General features: G+C 67.2%; 20 protein-coding genes. 7 read left to right on the top strand and 13 right to left on the bottom strand.

Going from position 1 to position 17,325, the window contains the following annotated elements; translation table 11 throughout:
• The first annotated feature begins 1 nt into the window (after nucleotide 1).
• The 3 genes from ACE026_RS00845 to ACE026_RS00835 all read left to right on the top strand — a co-directional run bounded on the left by ACE026_RS00845 (nucleotide 2) and on the right by ACE026_RS00835 (nucleotide 2,119).
• On the top strand, nucleotides 2–634 hold the full coding sequence (locus tag ACE026_RS00845) for a DsbA family protein (RefSeq protein ID WP_486037141.1): 633 nt from the start codon (nucleotides 2–4) through the stop codon (nucleotides 632–634).
• Between the two features lie 89 nt (nucleotides 635–723).
• On the top strand, nucleotides 724–1,668 hold the full coding sequence (locus ACE026_RS00840) for a DegV family protein (RefSeq protein WP_486037120.1): 945 nt from the start codon (nucleotides 724–726) through the stop codon (nucleotides 1,666–1,668).
• A 112-nt stretch (nucleotides 1,669–1,780) separates the two neighbouring features.
• Nucleotides 1,781–2,119, top strand: a complete 339-nt coding sequence (locus tag ACE026_RS00835) for a hypothetical protein (RefSeq protein ID WP_486037118.1) — start codon at nucleotides 1,781–1,783, stop codon at nucleotides 2,117–2,119.
• Here ACE026_RS00835 and ACE026_RS00830 read toward each other — a convergent pair.
• The 4 genes from ACE026_RS00830 to ACE026_RS00815 form a co-directional block, all read right to left on the bottom strand.
• Entirely contained in the window at nucleotides 2,092–3,597 is a 1,506-nt protein-coding gene (locus ACE026_RS00830) for an efflux transporter outer membrane subunit (RefSeq protein ID WP_486037116.1), read from the bottom strand. The genes ACE026_RS00835 and ACE026_RS00830 overlap by 28 nt on opposite strands.
• A complete protein-coding gene (locus tag ACE026_RS00825) occupies nucleotides 3,594–4,649 on the bottom strand; it encodes an HlyD family secretion protein (RefSeq protein ID WP_486037114.1) in 1,056 nt (351 codons plus the stop codon). Before ACE026_RS00825 ends, ACE026_RS00830 begins: the two co-directional genes overlap by 4 nt.
• A 17-nt stretch (nucleotides 4,650–4,666) precedes the next feature.
• A complete protein-coding gene (locus ACE026_RS00820; RefSeq protein ID WP_486037112.1) occupies nucleotides 4,667–6,208 on the bottom strand; it encodes an MFS transporter in 1,542 nt (513 codons plus the stop codon).
• A 180-nt stretch (nucleotides 6,209–6,388) separates the two neighbouring features.
• A complete protein-coding gene (locus ACE026_RS00815) occupies nucleotides 6,389–7,303 on the bottom strand; it encodes a LysR family transcriptional regulator (protein ID WP_486037110.1) in 915 nt (304 codons plus the stop codon).
• A gap of 148 nt (nucleotides 7,304–7,451) precedes the next feature.
• Here ACE026_RS00815 and ACE026_RS00810 point away from each other — a divergent pair, with 148 nt between their 5' ends.
• The gene (locus ACE026_RS00810; RefSeq protein WP_486037108.1) at nucleotides 7,452–7,898 is read left to right on the top strand and encodes a universal stress protein; all 447 of its coding nucleotides are present in this window, start codon (nucleotides 7,452–7,454) and stop codon (nucleotides 7,896–7,898) included.
• Between the two features lie 69 nt (nucleotides 7,899–7,967).
• On the opposite strand, the gene ACE026_RS00805 is transcribed toward ACE026_RS00810, so the two are convergent.
• The 4 genes from ACE026_RS00805 to ACE026_RS00790 form a co-directional block, all read right to left on the bottom strand.
• Entirely contained in the window at nucleotides 7,968–8,519 is a 552-nt protein-coding gene (locus tag ACE026_RS00805; protein WP_486037106.1) for a diguanylate cyclase, read from the bottom strand.
• An 18-nt stretch (nucleotides 8,520–8,537) separates the two neighbouring features.
• Nucleotides 8,538–9,182, bottom strand: coding sequence for a hypothetical protein (locus ACE026_RS00800; RefSeq protein ID WP_486037105.1), 645 nt, complete (start codon nucleotides 9,180–9,182; stop codon nucleotides 8,538–8,540).
• Nucleotides 9,173–9,388 (bottom strand): hypothetical protein, encoded by a 216-nt coding sequence (locus ACE026_RS00795; protein ID WP_486037103.1) that lies wholly within the window; start codon nucleotides 9,386–9,388, stop codon nucleotides 9,173–9,175. Before ACE026_RS00795 ends, ACE026_RS00800 begins: the two co-directional genes overlap by 10 nt.
• Nucleotides 9,389–9,503: 115 nt before the next feature.
• Nucleotides 9,504–10,409 carry a LysR family transcriptional regulator gene (locus tag ACE026_RS00790; RefSeq protein WP_481540505.1) on the bottom strand — a complete coding sequence of 302 codons (906 nt, stop codon included), beginning with the start codon at nucleotides 10,407–10,409 and terminating at the stop codon, nucleotides 9,504–9,506.
• Nucleotides 10,410–10,529: 120 nt separating this feature from the next.
• Between ACE026_RS00790 and ACE026_RS00785 the strand changes: the two genes are divergently transcribed.
• Nucleotides 10,530–11,399 carry a pirin family protein gene (locus ACE026_RS00785; protein WP_486037100.1) on the top strand — a complete coding sequence of 290 codons (870 nt, stop codon included), beginning with the start codon at nucleotides 10,530–10,532 and terminating at the stop codon, nucleotides 11,397–11,399.
• Nucleotides 11,400–11,521: 122 nt separating this feature from the next.
• Nucleotides 11,522–12,160, top strand: a complete 639-nt coding sequence (locus tag ACE026_RS00780; RefSeq protein WP_346494189.1) for a hydrolase — start codon at nucleotides 11,522–11,524, stop codon at nucleotides 12,158–12,160.
• 42 nt (nucleotides 12,161–12,202) lie between these two features.
• Here ACE026_RS00780 and fghA read toward each other — a convergent pair whose 3' ends face one another.
• The 5 genes from fghA to ACE026_RS00755 all read right to left on the bottom strand — a co-directional run bounded on the left by fghA (nucleotide 12,203) and on the right by ACE026_RS00755 (nucleotide 16,015).
• The gene (gene fghA / locus ACE026_RS00775; RefSeq protein ID WP_486037098.1) at nucleotides 12,203–13,033 is read right to left on the bottom strand and encodes an S-formylglutathione hydrolase; all 831 of its coding nucleotides are present in this window, start codon (nucleotides 13,031–13,033) and stop codon (nucleotides 12,203–12,205) included.
• Between the two features lie 48 nt (nucleotides 13,034–13,081).
• Nucleotides 13,082–14,191, bottom strand: a complete 1,110-nt coding sequence (locus ACE026_RS00770; RefSeq protein WP_486037096.1) for an S-(hydroxymethyl)glutathione dehydrogenase/class III alcohol dehydrogenase — start codon at nucleotides 14,189–14,191, stop codon at nucleotides 13,082–13,084.
• Nucleotides 14,192–14,246: 55 nt separating this feature from the next.
• Complete coding sequence (locus ACE026_RS00765; protein ID WP_019183747.1) at nucleotides 14,247–14,522, bottom strand: metal/formaldehyde-sensitive transcriptional repressor; 276 nt, start codon at nucleotides 14,520–14,522, stop codon at nucleotides 14,247–14,249.
• Nucleotides 14,523–14,611: 89 nt separating this feature from the next.
• The gene (locus ACE026_RS00760) at nucleotides 14,612–15,028 is read right to left on the bottom strand and encodes a hypothetical protein (protein ID WP_486037094.1); all 417 of its coding nucleotides are present in this window, start codon (nucleotides 15,026–15,028) and stop codon (nucleotides 14,612–14,614) included.
• Between the two features lie 102 nt (nucleotides 15,029–15,130).
• Entirely contained in the window at nucleotides 15,131–16,015 is an 885-nt protein-coding gene (locus ACE026_RS00755) for a LysR family transcriptional regulator (RefSeq protein ID WP_346481990.1), read from the bottom strand.
• Between the two features lie 107 nt (nucleotides 16,016–16,122).
• Between ACE026_RS00755 and ACE026_RS00750 the strand changes: the two genes are divergently transcribed.
• Entirely contained in the window at nucleotides 16,123–17,181 is a 1,059-nt protein-coding gene (locus tag ACE026_RS00750) for an NAD(P)-dependent alcohol dehydrogenase (protein ID WP_313209118.1), read from the top strand.
• The last annotated feature ends 144 nt before the right edge of the window (nucleotides 17,182–17,325 follow it).

The raw sequence follows: 17,325 nt of genomic DNA, 5'->3' as shown, positions 1-17,325 counted from the left end.
GATCATGGCCCTGCGCTGGTATTTCGATTTCGTCTCACCGTTCGCTTACCTGCACTGGCAGCAGCTCAAGGCCCTGCCGCAGTTCAAGAGCATTGTTCCGGTGCCGATCGCCTTCGGCGCGGTGCTGCACCACCTGGGCAATCTGGGCCCTGCCGAGATCCCCGCCAAACGACTGTTCACCTATCGGCAGGCGCTGTGGCAGGCCCGCAGCGCCGGGGTGACGCTGCGCTTTCCGCCGGGCCACCCGTTCAATCCGCTGGCAGCGCTGCGCCTGTGTCTGGCCGCCGGCGCGACCCACGAGACGGTCGACATCCTGTTCAACTGGATCTGGCGCGACGGCCACGCCGGTGACAGTGCGGCCGCGCTCGCCCTGCCCGGCGCGATGCTGGACATCGCCGATGTCGCCGCGGCGATCAGTGAGCCGTCGGTCAAGGAAGCGCTACGACGCAATACGGATGCCGCCTTGGCGGCCGGCGTGTTCGGCGTCCCGACGCTGGCGATCGGGAGCGAGCTGTTCTGGGGCAACGACGCCCACCCGCTGATGCAGGCGGTGCTGGCTGATCCAGACCTTCTCGAAACGGGCGAATGGGCCCGGATCCAGGACCTGCCGGTGGCGGTGGAACGCAGCCGCTGAGCCCGGGTCGGCTCCCCGGTCAGGCAAGGCGAGCCGTTTTGCGATAGCGTTCACGTTTCCGAACCTACAACCTGCCGGAGGGGCACAGGATGCGCATCGGAATCGTGGTCGACTCTGCGTGCGATCTGCCGCAGGATTTCATTGAACAACACAACATCGTGCTGCTGCCGATCACCGTCCGCATTGGCGAGGCCGTGCTGGCCGACCATCGCGACGAACAGGCGACACTGAGCTTTCTGCATGCCCATGTGGCCGAGCACGGCGCCGAGGCGGAGACTATTCCGTTCAGCGTCAACCAGATCCGGGACCTGTTCCTGGGCAAGCTGGTGATCGATTACGACCATGTCTTCTGCATGACGATCACCAAGACCCGCAGCCCGATCCACGACAACGCGATGCAGGCCAGCTTCGCGATCCTCAACGACTACAAGCCGGTGCGGCAGGCGGCAGGCTTCAACTCGCCGTTCGCGCTGCGCGTGCTCGACACCCAGAATCTGTTCGCCGCGCAGGGCGTAACTGCGGTGGAAGCGGTGCGCCTGCGCGACAGCGGCGCGAGCGTGCAGCAGATCCGCGAGCGGCTGGAGCTGCTGGCGCACAACGTGCACGGCTACATGATCACCCGCGATCTGTACTACATGCGCGCCCGTGCACGCCATAAGGGCGACCGCAGCGTGGGCCTGATCAGCGCCGCGCTGGGCAGTGCGCTGGACATCAAGCCGGTGCTGCATGGCTACCGCGGCGAGACCGGCCCGGTTGCCAAGATCAAGGGGTTCGACAACGCCGTGCAGAAGCTGTTCGATTTCGTCGGGCAACGCGTCAAAGCCGGCCTGATGACGCCAACCGTGTGCATCAGCTACGGCGGCGAGCTGGCCGACCTGCAGGCCCTGCCCGGCTACGCCACGTTGCGTGAGACCTGCCAGGCGCATGGCGTGGATGTGTTCGAGGCGGTGATGAGCCTGACCGGCATGGTGAACGTGGGCAAGGGCGCGGTGACGATCGGCTTTGCCGACGGCCCCCACACCTTCAACGGCTGACCGCACTGGTCGGCATTGCAGCGGCCATGCCACGATGCGGGCACGGCCGCTGGTTCTGCACGCGGATTGCACCGCGTCTCTGCCAGCCTTGCCGCATTCAATGGAGGTAACCATGCCAGTTAGTTATGACATCAGCCTGCCGGACCCGGCCAAGGCACGCGGCAACGATCCGGACCTGTCCTTCCACGCCCAGGGCGCGGCGGGCCTGGCCGAGGAACTTCAGAACGCCCTGCGCACCCCGGTGCTGTTCGACCGCTGGCGCGCCAAGCAGGACGATCCCGACGCCGTTGACCCGCAGTGGGGCGCGACCGATCCGTCCGCCACCGTGACCGGCGCGCAGGATGATCTGCGGATCAACCTCTGCGCCACCACCAGCATCGACAGCGACGTGTTCAAGCAGCGCCTGCGCATGCTGGCCGGCAGTCACTGGGAACTGCGCAACGTGCGTTGAGCCATGTTGCCCGCCCCGCTGGCAGCCGACGCGCTGCCAGTGAGGGCCACGCCGGCATCGCCATCGTCCCACCCACCGCCCAGCGCGCGATACAGATCCACCCGGGCGATCGCGGCCGCCGCCAGGCTGCCGGCCAGCGCCGCCTGGTTGTCCAGGGCGATGCGCTGGGTGGTCAGCACGTCGAGCATGTCGATCACACCGGCCTGGTACTGACGACGCGCAGCGACCAAGGCACGATCGCTTTGCTCCACCGCCACCTGCAGCGCCTTCCCGCGTTGCTGCTCGGCGCTGTAGCCGTCGATCGCATCGTCCACATCGTGCCAGGCCTGCAGCACCGTCTTCTGGAACTGCAGCGCAGCATGGCGCTCCTGCAACCGGCTCAGAGCGAGGTTGGCTTTCAATCTGCCACCCTGGAAGATCGGCAGACTGATCGCCGGGCCGATGCTGAAACGATGGGCGTTCCAGCCGTCCAGGTCGTCGAGCTGTTTGGCCTGGAAGCCGGCATCGCCATTGAGGGTGATGCGCGGCAGGAAGTTGGCCTTGGCCACACCGATGCCAGCAGTCGCCGCATGCAGGGCCGCTTCGGCGCGGCGGATGTCCGGGCGGCGCTCGACCAGGTCGCTGGGGAGGCCAGCCGCCGTGCCGGGCAATGCCGGCCAATCGCGCCGCGCGGTTTCCAGCTGTGCGTCCAGCGCCTGCGGGGAGCGCCCCAGCAGCAGGGCCAGCGCATTGCGCAGCTGCGATTGCCGATGTTGCAGCGGTGCCACCCGCGCCTCCAGTGCAGCCACCTGTGCGGCCGCGCTCGCCACCTGCAACGTGGTGGCCACGCCCTGCTGCTGGCGGGAAAGGGTCAGCCGCTGCACGTCGCGCGCAATGTGCAGGTTGTCTTCGGTGATCGCCAGCAACTGACGCGTCGCGCGCAGCTGCAGATAGGTACCGGCGGTTTCGGCCATCACCGCGGTCTGCACCGCATGCCAGTCTTCGCTGGCGATCTGCACGCGGGCATCGGCGATCTCCACCTGGCGGCGCACGCGGCCCCAGAGATCCAGCTCCCAGCTCAGGCCGATACCAGCCTGGAACAGCCCATAGTCTTCGCGCCCGGCATTGCCGGACGGATCGTTCAGACCCACTTCGCTGTTGCGCGCACGGGTGGCGCCGACCGTCGCGCCGACGGCCGGGGCGCGGTCGGCGGCACTGATTCCGCGCAGCGCGCGGCTCTGCGCGACGCGGTTGGCCGCCAGCTGCACATCCAGATTGGCGCGCATGGCCTGGCTCGCCAGTGCCGCCAACAGCGGATCCTCGAAGCCGTTCCACCACGCCGCGTCATCAGCGAAGGCGGCGGACGTGATCACGCTTCCTTCCCATTGCGCTGGCAGGCTTGGCTGGGGCCGCACGAAGTCCGGCCCGAGGGTGCAGGCGGCCAGTGCGGTGCACAGCGCGCTGCCTGCCATCAGGCGCAACGTCTGCCGGACCATCATGCGCCCTCCCCCGGCAGCCCACGTGCGCCGCTGTCCAGATCCACGCGCGCCTCCACCGACATCCCTGCCCGCAGCTTGCCGGCCAGCGGCTGGTCCTGATCGAGCACGATCTTCACCGGGATCCGTTGCACCACCTTGGTGAAGTTGCCGGTGGCGTTCTCCGGCGCGATCGCAGCGAAGGTCACCCCGGTCGCCGGGGCGATGCTGTCGATCCGGCCGTGCAGCGGCTGGCCGGGGAACACATCCACCTGCACGTCTACGCGCTGCCCGGCGTGCATGCGCGTCATCTGCGTTTCCTGGAAGTTGGCGACGACGAACGCCTGCTGCAGCGGCACCACCGCGAGCACCGGCGTGCCCGGGGTGAGGTAAGCGCCCACGCGCGCTGCGCGGCGGCCGACCATGCCATCGATGGGCGCGCGCAGCTCGGTATGCGACAGATCCAGTTCGGCACGGGCCTGTGCGGCGTCGGCCCGCTGCACGGCGGCCTGCGCGGACTGCACGCTGGCGGTCAGCAACGCAGTGCGCTGGCGCGCATTGAGCACAGCGGCCGTGCCCTGCTGCAGATGCGCACTGGCCACCGCCTGGCGCGACTGCGCCTGCTGTGCGTTCTGCACGGTGCCAGCACCGTCGCTGGCCAGCGCTTGATAGCGGCGCTGATCGGCCTGGGCGAGGCTGAGCTCGGCGCGGCTGACGTCTACGCTCGCCTGGGCCTGGTCGATCACCGAACCCTGCTGCGCCAGCGCGGCCTGCGCATTGGCCAGTTGCGCCCGTGCATTGGCGAGATCGGCACGCGCGGCCGCCAGCGCTACCTGATAGTCGCGGTCATCGATGCGCGCGAGCACATCGCCGGCCTTGACCGTCTGGTTGTCCTGCACGCGGACTTCGCTGACGAAGCCGGCGATCTTCGGCGCGACCACGGTGAAGTCCGCGGTGACATAGGCGTTGTTGGTGGATTGATGGCGGCCATCGTGCAGCAGCCACCAGGCGCCGCCGGCGAGCAGCAGCAGGCCGGCAGCGATGACGAAGGGAACGGAATTGCGATGCAGGGACACAGGGGAGTTCCTTGAATTCAAGCCACGGCACGTGGCGGATAGATGCGTGTGGGCAGCCACGGAATCAGCGCGATCAGCGCCACCGCCACCCACGCGACGAGGAGATAGAGATCGGCTGAGGTCAGCGCGACCACCTGCGCATGCAGGCGTGCGCCCAGCCCTGGCACAGTGGTGGCGTCAAGCCAGGTCGCGTTGCCGATCCGGTCGACCAGCGCGGTCGAGTGCAGATGGCTGCGCGCGGTGGTGACCGCCTCGAGCAGGCCACCGGCGAGCACCGCGGCGAAGCCTTTGACGGTGTTGAACCACGCTGAGGCGAAGGGGCCATCGGTCGGCGCCAGGCTGCCGGTGGCGAGCATCAGCAGCGGCAGCACCGCCATCGGCTGGGCGATGACCTGGATCACCTGCAGCCACACGAAGTTGTCGCGGTGCCAATCGGTGGTCAGCTGCGCACCCAGGCCACAGGCCAACGCCAGCAGGCCCAGGCCGATCGCCTGCACCCAGCGGCTGTCCACCCGGCGCTGGTTGAGCAGGGTCGCCACCAGCGGCAGCGCGATCAGCTGCGGCAAAGCGACCCACAGCAGCATCGGCGCGGTCTGCAGCGGCCGGTAGCCCTGCACCTTGGCCAGGAAGCTGGAGGGAATCATGATCACCGCCAACAGCACGAACAGCACGCCACCCAGCGTGATCAGCGCGTAGCTCAGATTGCGGTTGGCCAGCAGCTGCAGCTTGAAGAACGGCAGCGGGTGCGACCATTCGTTGTAGAAGAACAGCGCCAACAGGCCGGTACCACCGCCGAGCAGCAGGCAGATCAACGGCGAGGCGAACCAGTCCAGGCGCGGCCCCTGCACCAGGCCGATCACCAGCATCACCAGCGCCGGGAACCCGAGCGCCAGGCCGACCCCGTTGAACTGCGCGAACCGCTCCAACCGCAGCGGGTCCTGCGGCAGGCCCCAGGCCACCATGCCCAGCGCGGCCACACACCACGGCACGATCTGCCAGAACGCCCAGTGCCACCCCACGTAGTCCACCCACAGCGCGGCCATCGGTGTGCCCAGGCTCGGCCCGAACGTGGCCGTCAGCGCATAGCCGGCCAGGCCGTACAACTTGATGCCCGGCGGCAGGAAGCGCAGCGCCACGCTCATCAGCAGCGGTGGCAGCGCGCCGCCCGCCAGCCCCTGCAGCGCGCGCAGGATCAGGAACGAGGGCAGATCCGGTGCGAACGGACACAGCACGCCCAGTACCATGAAGGCGCCGATCATCACCAGTGCGAAGCGGCGCAGCGAAAAGGTCACCGCGCACCACGGTGCAAACGCCATCGCGCTGACCGACATCGCCGTGTACAGCGCGATGATCCAGCTGCCGTCATCGACACTGAACCCCATCGCGCCCCGGATGTCGGCCAGCGCGACCTTGGTGACGTTTTCGTTGATGCCGGAGATCAGCACGGCCAGCAACACGCCGCACAGGCCCACGGCCAGGCGCAGGCCGAACGCGGCCTGGGCGGGTGGTGCGGCCGGCACGGCAGTCGCAGCCGGCAACGGGGCAGCAACAGCAGTCATCGAACACCACCCGGGTACGGGGGATGCAACGCGAACAACACGGACATGGGTCCACTCCACGACGGGGAGCGGCAGTCTAGGCAGCGCCGATGCTGCGAAAAATGCTGCACCGGCCATCGCTGGCGTGCATCCCACGCACGCCTCACCGGTGACCGTGCAGGCGGCCGTGGCCGCAGTGCGTCAGGCCTGCGTGGACTCCGCGTCGCACATCGCCTTGATGCTGCGGCGCAGCCAGCGATGCGCCAGATCGCTGTCCAGGCGGGGATGCCATGCCTGCACGACAATCGCGCTGCGGACCGGAATCGGCAGTTCAAACAGGCGCAGCGGTACCCCGAGGCGTTCCAGCCGGCCCAGCATCACGCTGGGCATCTGCGGCAGGATCAGGTCCGAATCGGCCGCGGCGAAGATCGCCGAGTGGAAGGTCGGCATGATCTGCGCGACGCGCCGGGTCAGCCCCAGCGCTTGCAGGTCCTCATCGATCGGGCCATACCAACGGCCACGGCGCGATACGGCGATGTGGTCGAAGGCCACGAAGCGCTCGGCAGTGATCTCGCCGGCGAAGATCGGGTGGCCCTCGTGGGCGGCACCGAAGAACGAGGTGCTGAACAGGTTCTGCACCTTGGTATCGGCGCTCAGCTTGCTGACCGCACTGATGTGCAGATCGATCCGGCCCTGCGCCATCGCATCGTCGTCCCCATCGCCCTCGGGCACGAACCGCAACACCGAACACGGCGCCTGCGCGTTGAACAGTTCGCGCATGCGGCCACCATAAGTGCCGACAAACACATCGTTGGCGCGGATGCTGAAGGTGCGCTCCAGCGTCAGCATGTCGACCTCGCGGCCGGCGTTGAAGACCAGGTGGGCCTGCTCGATCACCCCGCGCACCTGCTCACGCAGCTGCAGCGCGCGCGGGGTCGGGGCCAGGCCACGGCCGGCGCGGACCAGCACCGGATCGCCGATCGCCTCGCGGATGCGGCCCAGGGTACGGCTCATCGCCGGGGCACTGAGGTTCATCCGCCGCGCCGCGCCCACGACGCTGCCCTCCTCGATCAGGGCATCCAAGGCAATGAGCAGGTTCAGATCGGGCATGGTCACGGCAGTATCACCTTCATCGTGTGGCGGTGACTTTACTGCAATCCAAAACCCGGATTGGTGCACCCAGCGCACGGCTCAGCTGCGGCGCACGGCATGGGTCCGGCCCCGACGGTGCGCGACCCTAGCGGCCCCTCTGCCGAGAATGCCGATGTTCACCAAGATCCTCGTCGCCCTGGATGGCGGCCAACAGCACGCGCAGGTACTGGGCCTGGCCGCGTCGCTGGCCGGGCCTTCCACCCGGTTGCACCTGCTGTGCGTGCTGGACCCCGCCTTCGCGCTGCCCGATGACGCGCCGCGCGCCGACCATGCCGAATACCCGGCCGCCGATGACCAGGTCCACCAGGCCGAGCGTCTGCTAGCCACCGCGCTGGGCAGCCTGCGCGAGCGCGGCATCGACGGCATCGGCCACCACCCAGCCGGCGAGCCGGCGCAGGTGATCTGCGACCATGCCCGCCAGCACGGCTGTGACTTGATCGTCATCGGCCACCGCCATCTTTCGCGCATGGAGCGCCTGCTGGACCGCTCGGTCGGGCAGTGGACGGTGGACCATGCGCCCTGCCCGGTGCTGGTGGAAGTGCGCGGTGGCGATGCCTGAGCGAACGCCGGCGTGCCGTCATCCATCGGCCGCGGCCGTGCCTTGGCCCGGCGTGGGCGGTGATCGCGCTCAGCCCGGCTCGCCGCCCGCGTCCACCCGATTGCGCCCGCCCCGCTTGGCCGCGTACAGCGCGGCATCCGCCGCCACCAGCAGCTCGCCAGGATCGGCTTCCAACACCCTCGGCACGGTCCCGACGCCGATGCTGATGGTCACCGGTCGTCCCGACTCAGCGGAGGGCAACTGCAGCTGCTCCACTGCATGGCGCATGCGCTCGGCGAGTGCAGGGGCGCCTGCCAGCGGCGTCGATGCCACCACCACGGCGAATTCCTCACCGCCATAACGGGCAACCAGATCGGTGCTGCGCACCGCGCAGCCGGCCAGCGTCGCGGCGACCAGGCGCAGGCACTGGTCACCGGCCGGGTGACCGTACCGGTCATTGAAGTCCTTGAAGCAGTCGATATCCACCATCAGCAATGCGATGCCCTGCCCGCTGCGCCGCGCCCGCTCCCACGCGTCACGCAGGCTCTGGTCGAACTGCCGGCGGTTGGCCAGGCCGGTAAGGCTGTCGATCCGCGACAGCGCATCGAGCTGGTCCTGGCGCGCGAACGAATGCATCTGCATCAGCACGCTGCGCAGGCCCTAGCCCAGCGTGGCCAGCACGAACCCCGCGACGGCCAGGTACGGATGGTCACGGACCATCAGGGCCGACACCACCATCAGCGACAACGCCAGGATCAGCGGGCTGCCCGCACGCACGGCCATCACCAGTGTGCGCGGTACGCGCACGTCGCCGCGTCGGGAAGGCCGCAGCGCCATGATCGCCAGCAACAGGAACGGGACATCGATCAGCAGATCGACCAGGCCACCGTAGCTGCCCTCCGTCTCGACATGATTGATGTACGCGGCAATGCCCAGGTATACCCAGGCGAACGCGCACAACGTGCGGAAGAACACGCGCCGCGAGGGATCTTCGCTCGCCCGCCAGCGCAGCAGCGCAAAGCCGGCGATGAAAATGTTCTCCACATCGAACATCAGTCGCAGGTGCTCGATGCCCTCCTCGCCCGCATCGTTGAGCGTGGCGAAGGAGAACGTGTAGACGAAGAACAGGTAGCCCAGCAGCAGCGCGAGCAGCGCATCGATCAGACTGAGATACCACGGCTCCTGCCGGGGATGGGCCATCGCAAACGTGAGCGGCACGCCGTACAGCACGTACAACAGCATGCTCAGCCCCGGCGTCGCATCGGCATTGCCGCGGCCGACCTCCTGATACATGTTCAGCGCCATGCCGGCCGCCCACAGCCCATGCCCAGCGCCATCGCGAACCAGCCGACGAGCGACGCGCTGCGGCGCCCCCGCCACACACAGGCCAGCCCGGCCAGCAGGGGCGCCCCGATCAGGAACGCATAGGACACCGGCAGCGCATGCGCGGGCAGCAGCACCAGCGCGATGCCGTGGCACAGCAGGTACAGCACCGACAGCCAGACCACCATGCGGCTTCCCATCCCGATGCGGCGTTGCGACCAACATACAAGGTTGCCCGGCACCTGGGGATCAATTCATCCCGCGTTGACGGGGTGGGTGCGGCAAGGCGGCGGGGCGCGCCGGTTACTCTTCCTCGAGCTGCTGGAAGCGTTCCGCCAGAAAATCGATCAGCGCGCGCACCGAGGGCAATAGCCCGCGCCGGGAGGGGAACACCGCGTGGATGATTTCCCGCCGTGGCGCCCACGCGGGCAGCACATGCACCAGCGTGCCGGCGGCGATCTGGTCACACACCATCATCCTTGGCAGCTGCACCACGCCCACGCCCGCCACCGCGGCTGCGCGCAGGGTCAGCATGCCGCGGGTGACAAGGCGCGGCCGATGATGGATGTCCGCGCGCGTGCCGTCCGGGCCGAACAGATTCCAGACATGCTCGTTCTGCGGCAGGCCCAGCTCCATGCTCGGCAACGCGGCGAGATCGGCCGGCACCTGCGGCAGGCCCAGCCGCTCAATCAACGCCGGGCTGGCGACCAGGCACTGGCTGCGCTCGGCCAGCACCCGCATCACCAGCTCGGTGTCCTGCAGCGGCGGTGGCCGCACCCGGATCGCGATATCGATGCCCTCGGCAATCAGATCGACCCGGCGGTTGGTGGCGTCCAGCTGTATCTCCACCCCCGGGCACTGCGCCAGGAAGGCCGCGATCATCTCGCCGACGCGCGTGTCCAGCAGCGCGACCGGGCAGGCCACGCGGACGATGCCGCGCGGCTCGCTGCGGGTGAGTTCGATCGCCTCCTGCGCAGCCTCGGCTTCGACCAGCATCGCCTTGCAGTGCGCATGGAAGGTCTGGCCGACCTCGGTGACCGAGAAGTGCCGCGTCGAGCGTTGGATCAACCGTACCCCCAGCCGCTCTTCGAGCAACGCCACCCGGCGGCTGAGCTTGGACTTGGGCATGCCCAGCGCCCGTCCCGCCGGCGCGAAACCGCCGTGATCGACCACTTGGGCGAAATAGTAGAGGTCATTGAGATCCTGCATGGCGCCTCCAGCGTTCACGAAATAGGACTATGAGGATAGATTCTGCCGACTACCGGCACCAGCGTCCTGAATCCATCATCTCCTCCATCAGACAGGGGCTTGGCCCCGGAGGAGTGCGACATGAAGAAGATTCTCGGCATCTACAGCGCCCCGAAGGCGCATTGGGTGGGCGACGGCTTCCCGGCCCGGACCCTGTTTTCCTATTCCAGCCACGGCCAGCAGGTCAGCCCGTTCCTGCTGCTGGACTACGCCGGTCCGATGGCGTTCACCCCGGCCGCGCAGCCCCGCGGCGTTGGCCAGCATCCGCACCGCGGCTTCGAGACCGTCACCATCGTCTATGAGGGCGAGGTCGAGCATCGCGACTCCACCGGCGCCGGCGGCACCATCGGCCCGGGCGATGTGCAGTGGATGACCGCCGCCTCCGGCATCCTGCATGAAGAGTTCCACTCCCACGCCTTCACCCGCACCGGCGGCACGCTGGAGATGGTGCAGCTCTGGGTGAATCTGCCGGCCAAGGACAAGATGGCCGCGCCCGGCTACCAGACCCTGCTGGACGCGCAGATTCCGTCGGTGGCCTTGCCGGACCAGGCGGGCCGCGTGCGCGTGATCGCCGGTGAGTTCGATGGCCAGCGTGGCCCCGCGCGCACCTTCACGCCGATGGATGTATGGGACCTGCGCCTGCTCCAGGGGCACAGCGCCCGGCTGCCGGTACCGGAGGGACGCCACGTCGCCCTGGTCGTGCTGCGCGGCAGCGTGCAGGTCAATGGCAGCCAGGCCGTGCACGAGGCGCAGCTGGTGATGCTCGATCGCGATGGCAGCGCGCTTCAGATCGAGGCCAACAACGATGCCACCGTGCTGGTGCTCAGCGGCGAACCGATCGATGAGCCGATCGTGGGCTACGGGCCCTTCGTGATGAACAGCCAGGACGACATCAGCCAGGCCTTCGCCGATTTCAAGGGTGGCCGCTTCGGCCAGATCGCCCAGGCGTAATTCCGGCGAAGTGCTGGATTCGCAGCGCGATTGACGCCCCCCCCGTCCTCCGTGGCGATGGTCGTTGCCATCGCCATCTCCCGGCCGCCCACGGCCCCTCCCAATGCCCAGGAGTATTTCCCATGGCAAGCGAACCCATCCGTGATCCTGTCACCGATCACCTGCTGACCCCGCAGAACGCCGCCTTCATCATCATCGACTACCAGCCGGTACAGGTGAACTCGATCGCCTCGATGGACCGGCAGTTGCTGGTCAACAACATCGTCGGCACCGCCAAGGCCGCCGTCGCCTACGGGCTGCCGATCGTGCATTCCACGGTCAATGTGCGCAGCGGCCTCAACAAACCGCCGATTCCGCAGCTGCGCAAGGTGCTGGCCGACCATCCCACCTACGACCGCACCACGATCAATTCGTGGGAAGACACCGCATTCCGCGAAGCGGTGCAGGCCACCGGGCGCCGCAAGCTGATCATGACCGCCCTGTGGACCGAAGCCTGTCTGACCTTCCCCGCCCTGGATGCCCTGAAGGAGGGCTATGAGGTGTACGTCGTGGTCGATGCCGTTGGCGGCACGTCCCTGGCCGCGCACGACGCGGGCCTGCGCCGCATAGAACAGGCCGGCGGCAGGATGATCAGCGTCCCGCAGCTGTTCTGTGAGCTGCAGCGTGATTGGCAGCGCCAGGACACGGTGCCGGCGTTCATGGATCTTTTCATCCAGACGGGCGGCACTGCCGGCATCCAGTTCTCCTACGATCGCCAATGAGCGACGCAACGGCCACGCTTCCGCGTGGCCGTTGGGCGGGCATCAACCGTGCAGCGCCTTGGCGTGATGCGCGATGTGCTCGCCGATGAAGCTGCTGATGAAGTAATAGCTGTGGTCGTAACCGGGCTGCAGGCGCAGCGTCAGCGGATGACCGGCCGCCGTGCAGGCCGCCTGCAACCATTGCGGCTGCAGCTGGGTGTCGAGGAACTCATCACCACCGCCTTGGTCCACCAGCAACGGCAGGCGCTCGGCCGCGGTGGCGACCAGCTCGCTGGCATCCCACGCTGCCCAACTGGCACGGTCCTCACCCAGGTACGCGGTGAAGGCCTTCTGCCCCCACGGCACGCGGGTCGGCGCGACGATCGGCGAGAACGCCGAGACGCTCCTGTAGCGACCCGGATTCTTCAACGCGATCACCAGCGCGCCATGGCCCCCCATCGAGTGGCCACTGATACCGCGCGCGCCCGTCGTCGGGAAGTGCGCCTCGATCAACGCCGGCAGCTCCTCCACTACGTAGTCGTACATGCGGTAATGCGGCGCCCACGGCTGCTCGGTGGCGTTCAAATAGAAACCCGCCCCCTTGCCCAGGTCGTAGCCCTCGGCGTCGGCGACGTCATCGCCGCGCGGGCTGGTGTCCGGCGCGACCAGGATCACGCCATGCTCGGCGGCGTAACGCTGCGCGCCGGCCTTGGTGATGAAGTTCTGTTCGTTGCAGGTCAGCCCGCTGAGCCAGTACAGCACCGGCAGCTTCTGCGTGGCGGCCTGCGGCGGCAGATACACGGCGACATTCATCTCGCACCCCAGCACCTGCGAGGTGTGGCGGTACACGTCCTGCCAACCGCCGGACGCGGCGCGATGTTCGATGCGTTCCATGGTGATTCTCCGTAGGGGCGGCGCGGACCACGCGCCGCCCGTAGTGGCTCAGAAATGCACGACCGAGCGGATCGACTTACCTTCATGCATCAGATCGAACGCGTCGTTGATCTCGTCCAGGCCCATCGTGTGGGTCACGAACGGGGCCAGCTCGATGTCGCCCTTCATCGCATCTTCGACCATACCCGGCAGTTGGCTGCGGCCCTTGACGCCACCGAACGCGGTGCCCTTCCACGAGCGGCCGGTGACCAGCTGGAACGGACGGGTCGAGATTTCCTGACCCGAGCCGGCCACACCGATCACCACGGACTGGCCCCAGCCACGGTGTGCGCATTCCAGCGCCGCACGCATCACGTTGACGTTGCCGATGCACTCGAAGGTATGGTCCACGCCCCAGGTGGTCATCTCGACGATCACCTGCTGGATCGGCTTGTCATGATCCTTCGGGTTGACACAGTCGGTGGCACCGAACTGCTTGGCCAACTCGAACTTGGAGGGGTTGGTATCGATCGCGAAGATGCGGCCGGCCTTGGCCTGGCGCGCGCCCTGGATGACCGCCAGGCCGATACCGCCCAGCCCGAACACCGCCACCGAATCCCCTTCCTGCACCTTGGCAGTGTTGTGCACCGCACCGATGCCGGTGGTGACGCCGCAGCCGAGCAGACACACGTGTTCCGGGTTGGCCTCCGGGTTGATCTTGGCCAGCGAGACTTCGGCCACCACGGTGTATTCGCTGAAGGTGGAGCAGCCCATGTAGTGGTAGATCGGCTCGCCGTTGTAGCTGAAGCGGGTGGTGCCATCGGGCATCACACCCTTCCCCTGAGTGGCGCGCACGGCGACACACAGGTTGGTCTTTCCGCTCTTGCAGAACAGGCACTCGCCGCACTCGGCCGTGTACAGCGGGATCACGTGGTCGCCCGGCTTGACGCTGGTGACGCCCTCGCCCACTTCGACCACGATGCCCGCGCCTTCATGGCCGAGTACGGCCGGGAACAGGCCTTCCGGATCATCACCAGACAGGGTGAACGCATCGGTGTGGCAGACGCCGGTGTGGGTGATCTTGACCAGCACTTCGCCCTTCTGCGGCGGGGCGACGTCGATCTCGACGATCTTCAGCGGTTCGCCAGCGGCGAAGGCAACAGCGGCACGGGATTTCATGGGGAGCACTCCAAGGCAGGGAACAGAATGTGGCAGCACGCGGTCGCCCGCGCACTCATTTGAGGTAGGACCGGATCAGCATGCTCATCTCGCGCACGCGCTCGTCGCGCTGCGCATCGGATTGGGCCGGCTGCCCGAATTCTTCGCGCAGATGCGCTTCCATCACTTCGGACATCAGCCCGTTGACGGCACCGCGGATCGCAGCAATCTGCTGCAGCACCGGCCCGCACTCGGCCCCGGCTTCCAGCGCGCGGTCCAGCGCATCGCACTGACCGCGGATCCGACGGACCCGGGCGAGAACGCGCTTTTTTTCCTGCGGGGAATGAGGCATCGGGGCAAGGCCAGTTAACTATACTGGGGGTGAGTATACAGCATCCGCAAAACCAACCCTTTCTGCAGTAGGTTCTGCGCCAGGACTGATCAGGGCTGATGGTCCGAGAGTCGGCGGCGGCGTGCCAGATGGATGCGGCCGACAACCAATACCGCAAATGCCACTACCGCGGTCTGAACGAGCGGATCAGGCGAGATGCCCGGCTGGGGCCAGAACGCAAGCCAGCCTGCGAGCACAGCGAAGCTGACCAACGCCAATAACGCGAGCGTCTTTGAGACACGGTTGGAGAATGGCAGGGCCAGCAATGGCGCCCCGACAAGCAGCAGTCCTGCACCGCCACACGCCAGTGCTGTGCGGCCCTGCGTAACATCTCCCGTCGTTGCGATCATCAGGATCAGCACCCCATACAGCGCAAGGGCGGCACCGCCGACCAGCGCCAGAATGTTCACGAATCGTCGGTTACGCATCCATTTCACCGTTGATGAGGACAGGGCGTGGAGCTGCACCACTCGAAGCCAGATACATCTCCTCCGATGCGAGGTGCACGCGCAGAATGCGGCATCTGCCTTTGAAGAGCGAGCATCCGGGGCATAGGTAAACCGCGGCCGTTACCCCCGCAGCAGATCAATGAACGCCCGCAGCGCGGACGACATCTGCCGCTGCCGCGGGTAATACACCGCAAAGCCGGCGAACGGCTCGCTCCAGTCTTCCAGCACCGCCACCAGCCGGCCGTCGTCCAGATACGGACGCGCAGAATCCTCCAGCACGTAGGCCAGCCCCAGCCCGTCCACCACCGCCTGCAGAATGGTGTTCTGGTCACCCAACGTGAGGCGCCCGGGCACGTCTATTTCCAGCGCCTGGCCATCGCGTTCGAACTGCCACTTGTAGAGATGGCCGCTGGCGAAGCGGAACCGCACACACTCATGGTGATGCAGATCACGGGGGTGCCGCGGTATCTCGCGCCCTGCCAGATATGCTGGCGCACCCACGATCAAACCGCGCAGCGCCGGTCCCAGCGGCACCGCGACCATGTCTTCCGGGACCGATTCGTGCAGGCGCACACCGGCGTCGTAACCGCCGGCGACGATATCGACCAGACCGTCATCCTGGGCCAGCTCCAGGCGCACATCCGGGTGGGCTTGCAGAAAGCGCGCCAGCCGCGGGCCAAGCTGGGTCTGCACGGCGGCGCGGGTGGCGTTGATGCGCAACAGGCCAGCCGGTGCCGCACGGAAGTGATTCATTTCTTCCAGTGCGTCGTGCACCTGCCCAAGCGCGGGTTGCAGGCGCTCCAGCAGGCGCTGACCGGCTTCGGTGAGGGCCACGCTGCGGGTGGTGCGGTGGAACAGGCCCACGCCCAGGCGCTCTTCCAGCGCGCGGATCGCATAACTGACCGCCGAGGTGGACAGCGCCAGCTCAGCCCCGGCCTTGCGGAAGCTGCGGTGGCGGGCCACGGCGGCGAAGGCGGCCAGATGGGTCAGGTTGTCAGTGGCCATGATTATCCCGTTTCACTTGATGAATCATGCCGATATCCTGACTTTTTGTGCACGGGATCGGGGCGTATTGTAAAGCGCCTTTCTACAAACCTGCCAAGGATTCCCCCATGTCCCTCGCCCATGGTTATGCGGTGCACGACCAGACCGCGCCGCTGGTGCCGTTCTCCTTCGAACGCCGCCCGGCCGGTCCCGATGACGTGCGCATCGAGATTCTCTTCAGTGGCATCTGCCACTCCGATCTGCATCAGGCCCGTGACGACTGGGGTGGTTCCAAGTTCCCGATGGTGCCCGGCCACGAGATCATCGGCCGCGTGACCGAGGTCGGCGCCAACGTCACCGGCTTCAAGGTCGGCGATTTCGCCGGCGTCGGCTGCATGGTCGATTCCTGCCGCCACTGCGCGGCCTGCGATGAAGATCTGGAGCAGTACTGCGAGAAGGGCGCGACCTTCACCTACAACAGCACCGAGCGCGAGAGCGGCCAGCCGACCTTCGGCGGCTACTCCGACCACATCGTGGTCGAGCAGCGCTTCGTGGTGAAGGTGTCCGAAACGCTCGACCTCAAGGCCGCCGCGCCGCTGCTGTGCGCTGGCATCACCACCTATTCGCCGTTGCGCCACTGGAAGGTCGGCCCCGGCCAGAAGGTCGGCGTGATCGGCCTCGGTGGCCTGGGCCACATGGGCGTGAAGTTCGCCAAGGCGATGGGCGCCACCGTGGTGATGATCACCACCACCCCGGAAAAGGGCGCCGATGCCAAGCGCCTGGGCGCCGATGAAGTGCTGGTCTCGCGTGATCCGGCGCAGATGAAGGCCCATGCGGGCAGCTTCGACTTCCTGCTCAACACCATCCCGGTCAGCCACGACACCAACCCGTACATGTCCCTGCTCAAGCGCGATGCCACCATGTGCCTGGTCGGCGTGCTGACCGAGCTGGATCCGCCGCTGATGGGCGCTTCGGTGATGTTCGGCCGCAAGCACATCACCGGCTCGGCGATCGGCGGCATGGCTGAGACGCAGGAAATGATGGACTTCTGTGCCGAGCACAACATCGTCAGCGACGTGGAAGTGATCGACATCAAGACCGTCAACGAGGCCTGGGAGCGCATGGCGAAGAACGATGTGCGGTACCGCTTCGTCATCGACATGGGCACGCTGGAAAAGGCGGCCTGATCCTTCCGCACAGGCATGAAAAAACCCCGGCAATGCCGGGTTTTTTTTTGTGAGCTGTACACGTGTGCCCTTCGCGCAAATGTCTCCCGGCCGCTACGGGGCGCGGCGTGCGGTAAGCAGGGGGAAGCCAAGCGTGGCGCTGGT

It is taken from the genome of Stenotrophomonas sp. AGC87 (assembly GCF_057333975.1).
The sequence above is the reverse complement of the archived record's forward strand: the minus strand, read 5'-3'. Positions and strand labels throughout refer to the sequence as shown.

Bases quoted from the DNA above. Each gene is read 5' to 3' on its own strand.
- ACE026_RS00840 (WP_486037120.1), top strand. From the start codon at position 724: ATGCGCATCGGAATCGTGGTCGACTCTGCGTGCGATCTGCCGCAGGAT.
- ACE026_RS00835 (WP_486037118.1), top strand. From the start codon at position 1,781: ATGCCAGTTAGTTATGACATCAGCCTGCCGGACCCGGCCAAGGCACGC.
- ACE026_RS00830 (WP_486037116.1), bottom strand. From the start codon at position 3,597: ATGATGGTCCGGCAGACGTTGCGCCTGATGGCAGGCAGCGCGCTGTGC.
- ACE026_RS00820 (WP_486037112.1), bottom strand. From the start codon at position 6,208: ATGACTGCTGTTGCTGCCCCGTTGCCGGCTGCGACTGCCGTGCCGGCC.
- ACE026_RS00810 (WP_486037108.1), top strand. From the start codon at position 7,452: ATGTTCACCAAGATCCTCGTCGCCCTGGATGGCGGCCAACAGCACGCG.
- ACE026_RS00805 (WP_486037106.1), bottom strand. From the start codon at position 8,519: ATGCAGATGCATTCGTTCGCGCGCCAGGACCAGCTCGATGCGCTGTCG.
- ACE026_RS00800 (WP_486037105.1), bottom strand. From the start codon at position 9,182: ATGGCGCTGAACATGTATCAGGAGGTCGGCCGCGGCAATGCCGATGCG.
- ACE026_RS00795 (WP_486037103.1), bottom strand. From the start codon at position 9,388: ATGGTGGTCTGGCTGTCGGTGCTGTACCTGCTGTGCCACGGCATCGCG.
- ACE026_RS00790 (WP_481540505.1), bottom strand. From the start codon at position 10,409: ATGCAGGATCTCAATGACCTCTACTATTTCGCCCAAGTGGTCGATCAC.
- ACE026_RS00785 (WP_486037100.1), top strand. From the start codon at position 10,530: ATGAAGAAGATTCTCGGCATCTACAGCGCCCCGAAGGCGCATTGGGTG.
- ACE026_RS00780 (WP_346494189.1), top strand. From the start codon at position 11,522: ATGGCAAGCGAACCCATCCGTGATCCTGTCACCGATCACCTGCTGACC.
- fghA (WP_486037098.1), bottom strand. From the start codon at position 13,033: ATGGAACGCATCGAACATCGCGCCGCGTCCGGCGGTTGGCAGGACGTG.
- ACE026_RS00770 (WP_486037096.1), bottom strand. From the start codon at position 14,191: ATGAAATCCCGTGCCGCTGTTGCCTTCGCCGCTGGCGAACCGCTGAAG.
- ACE026_RS00765 (WP_019183747.1), bottom strand. From the start codon at position 14,522: ATGCCTCATTCCCCGCAGGAAAAAAAGCGCGTTCTCGCCCGGGTCCGT.
- ACE026_RS00755 (WP_346481990.1), bottom strand. From the start codon at position 16,015: ATGGCCACTGACAACCTGACCCATCTGGCCGCCTTCGCCGCCGTGGCC.
- ACE026_RS00750 (WP_313209118.1), top strand. From the start codon at position 16,123: ATGTCCCTCGCCCATGGTTATGCGGTGCACGACCAGACCGCGCCGCTG.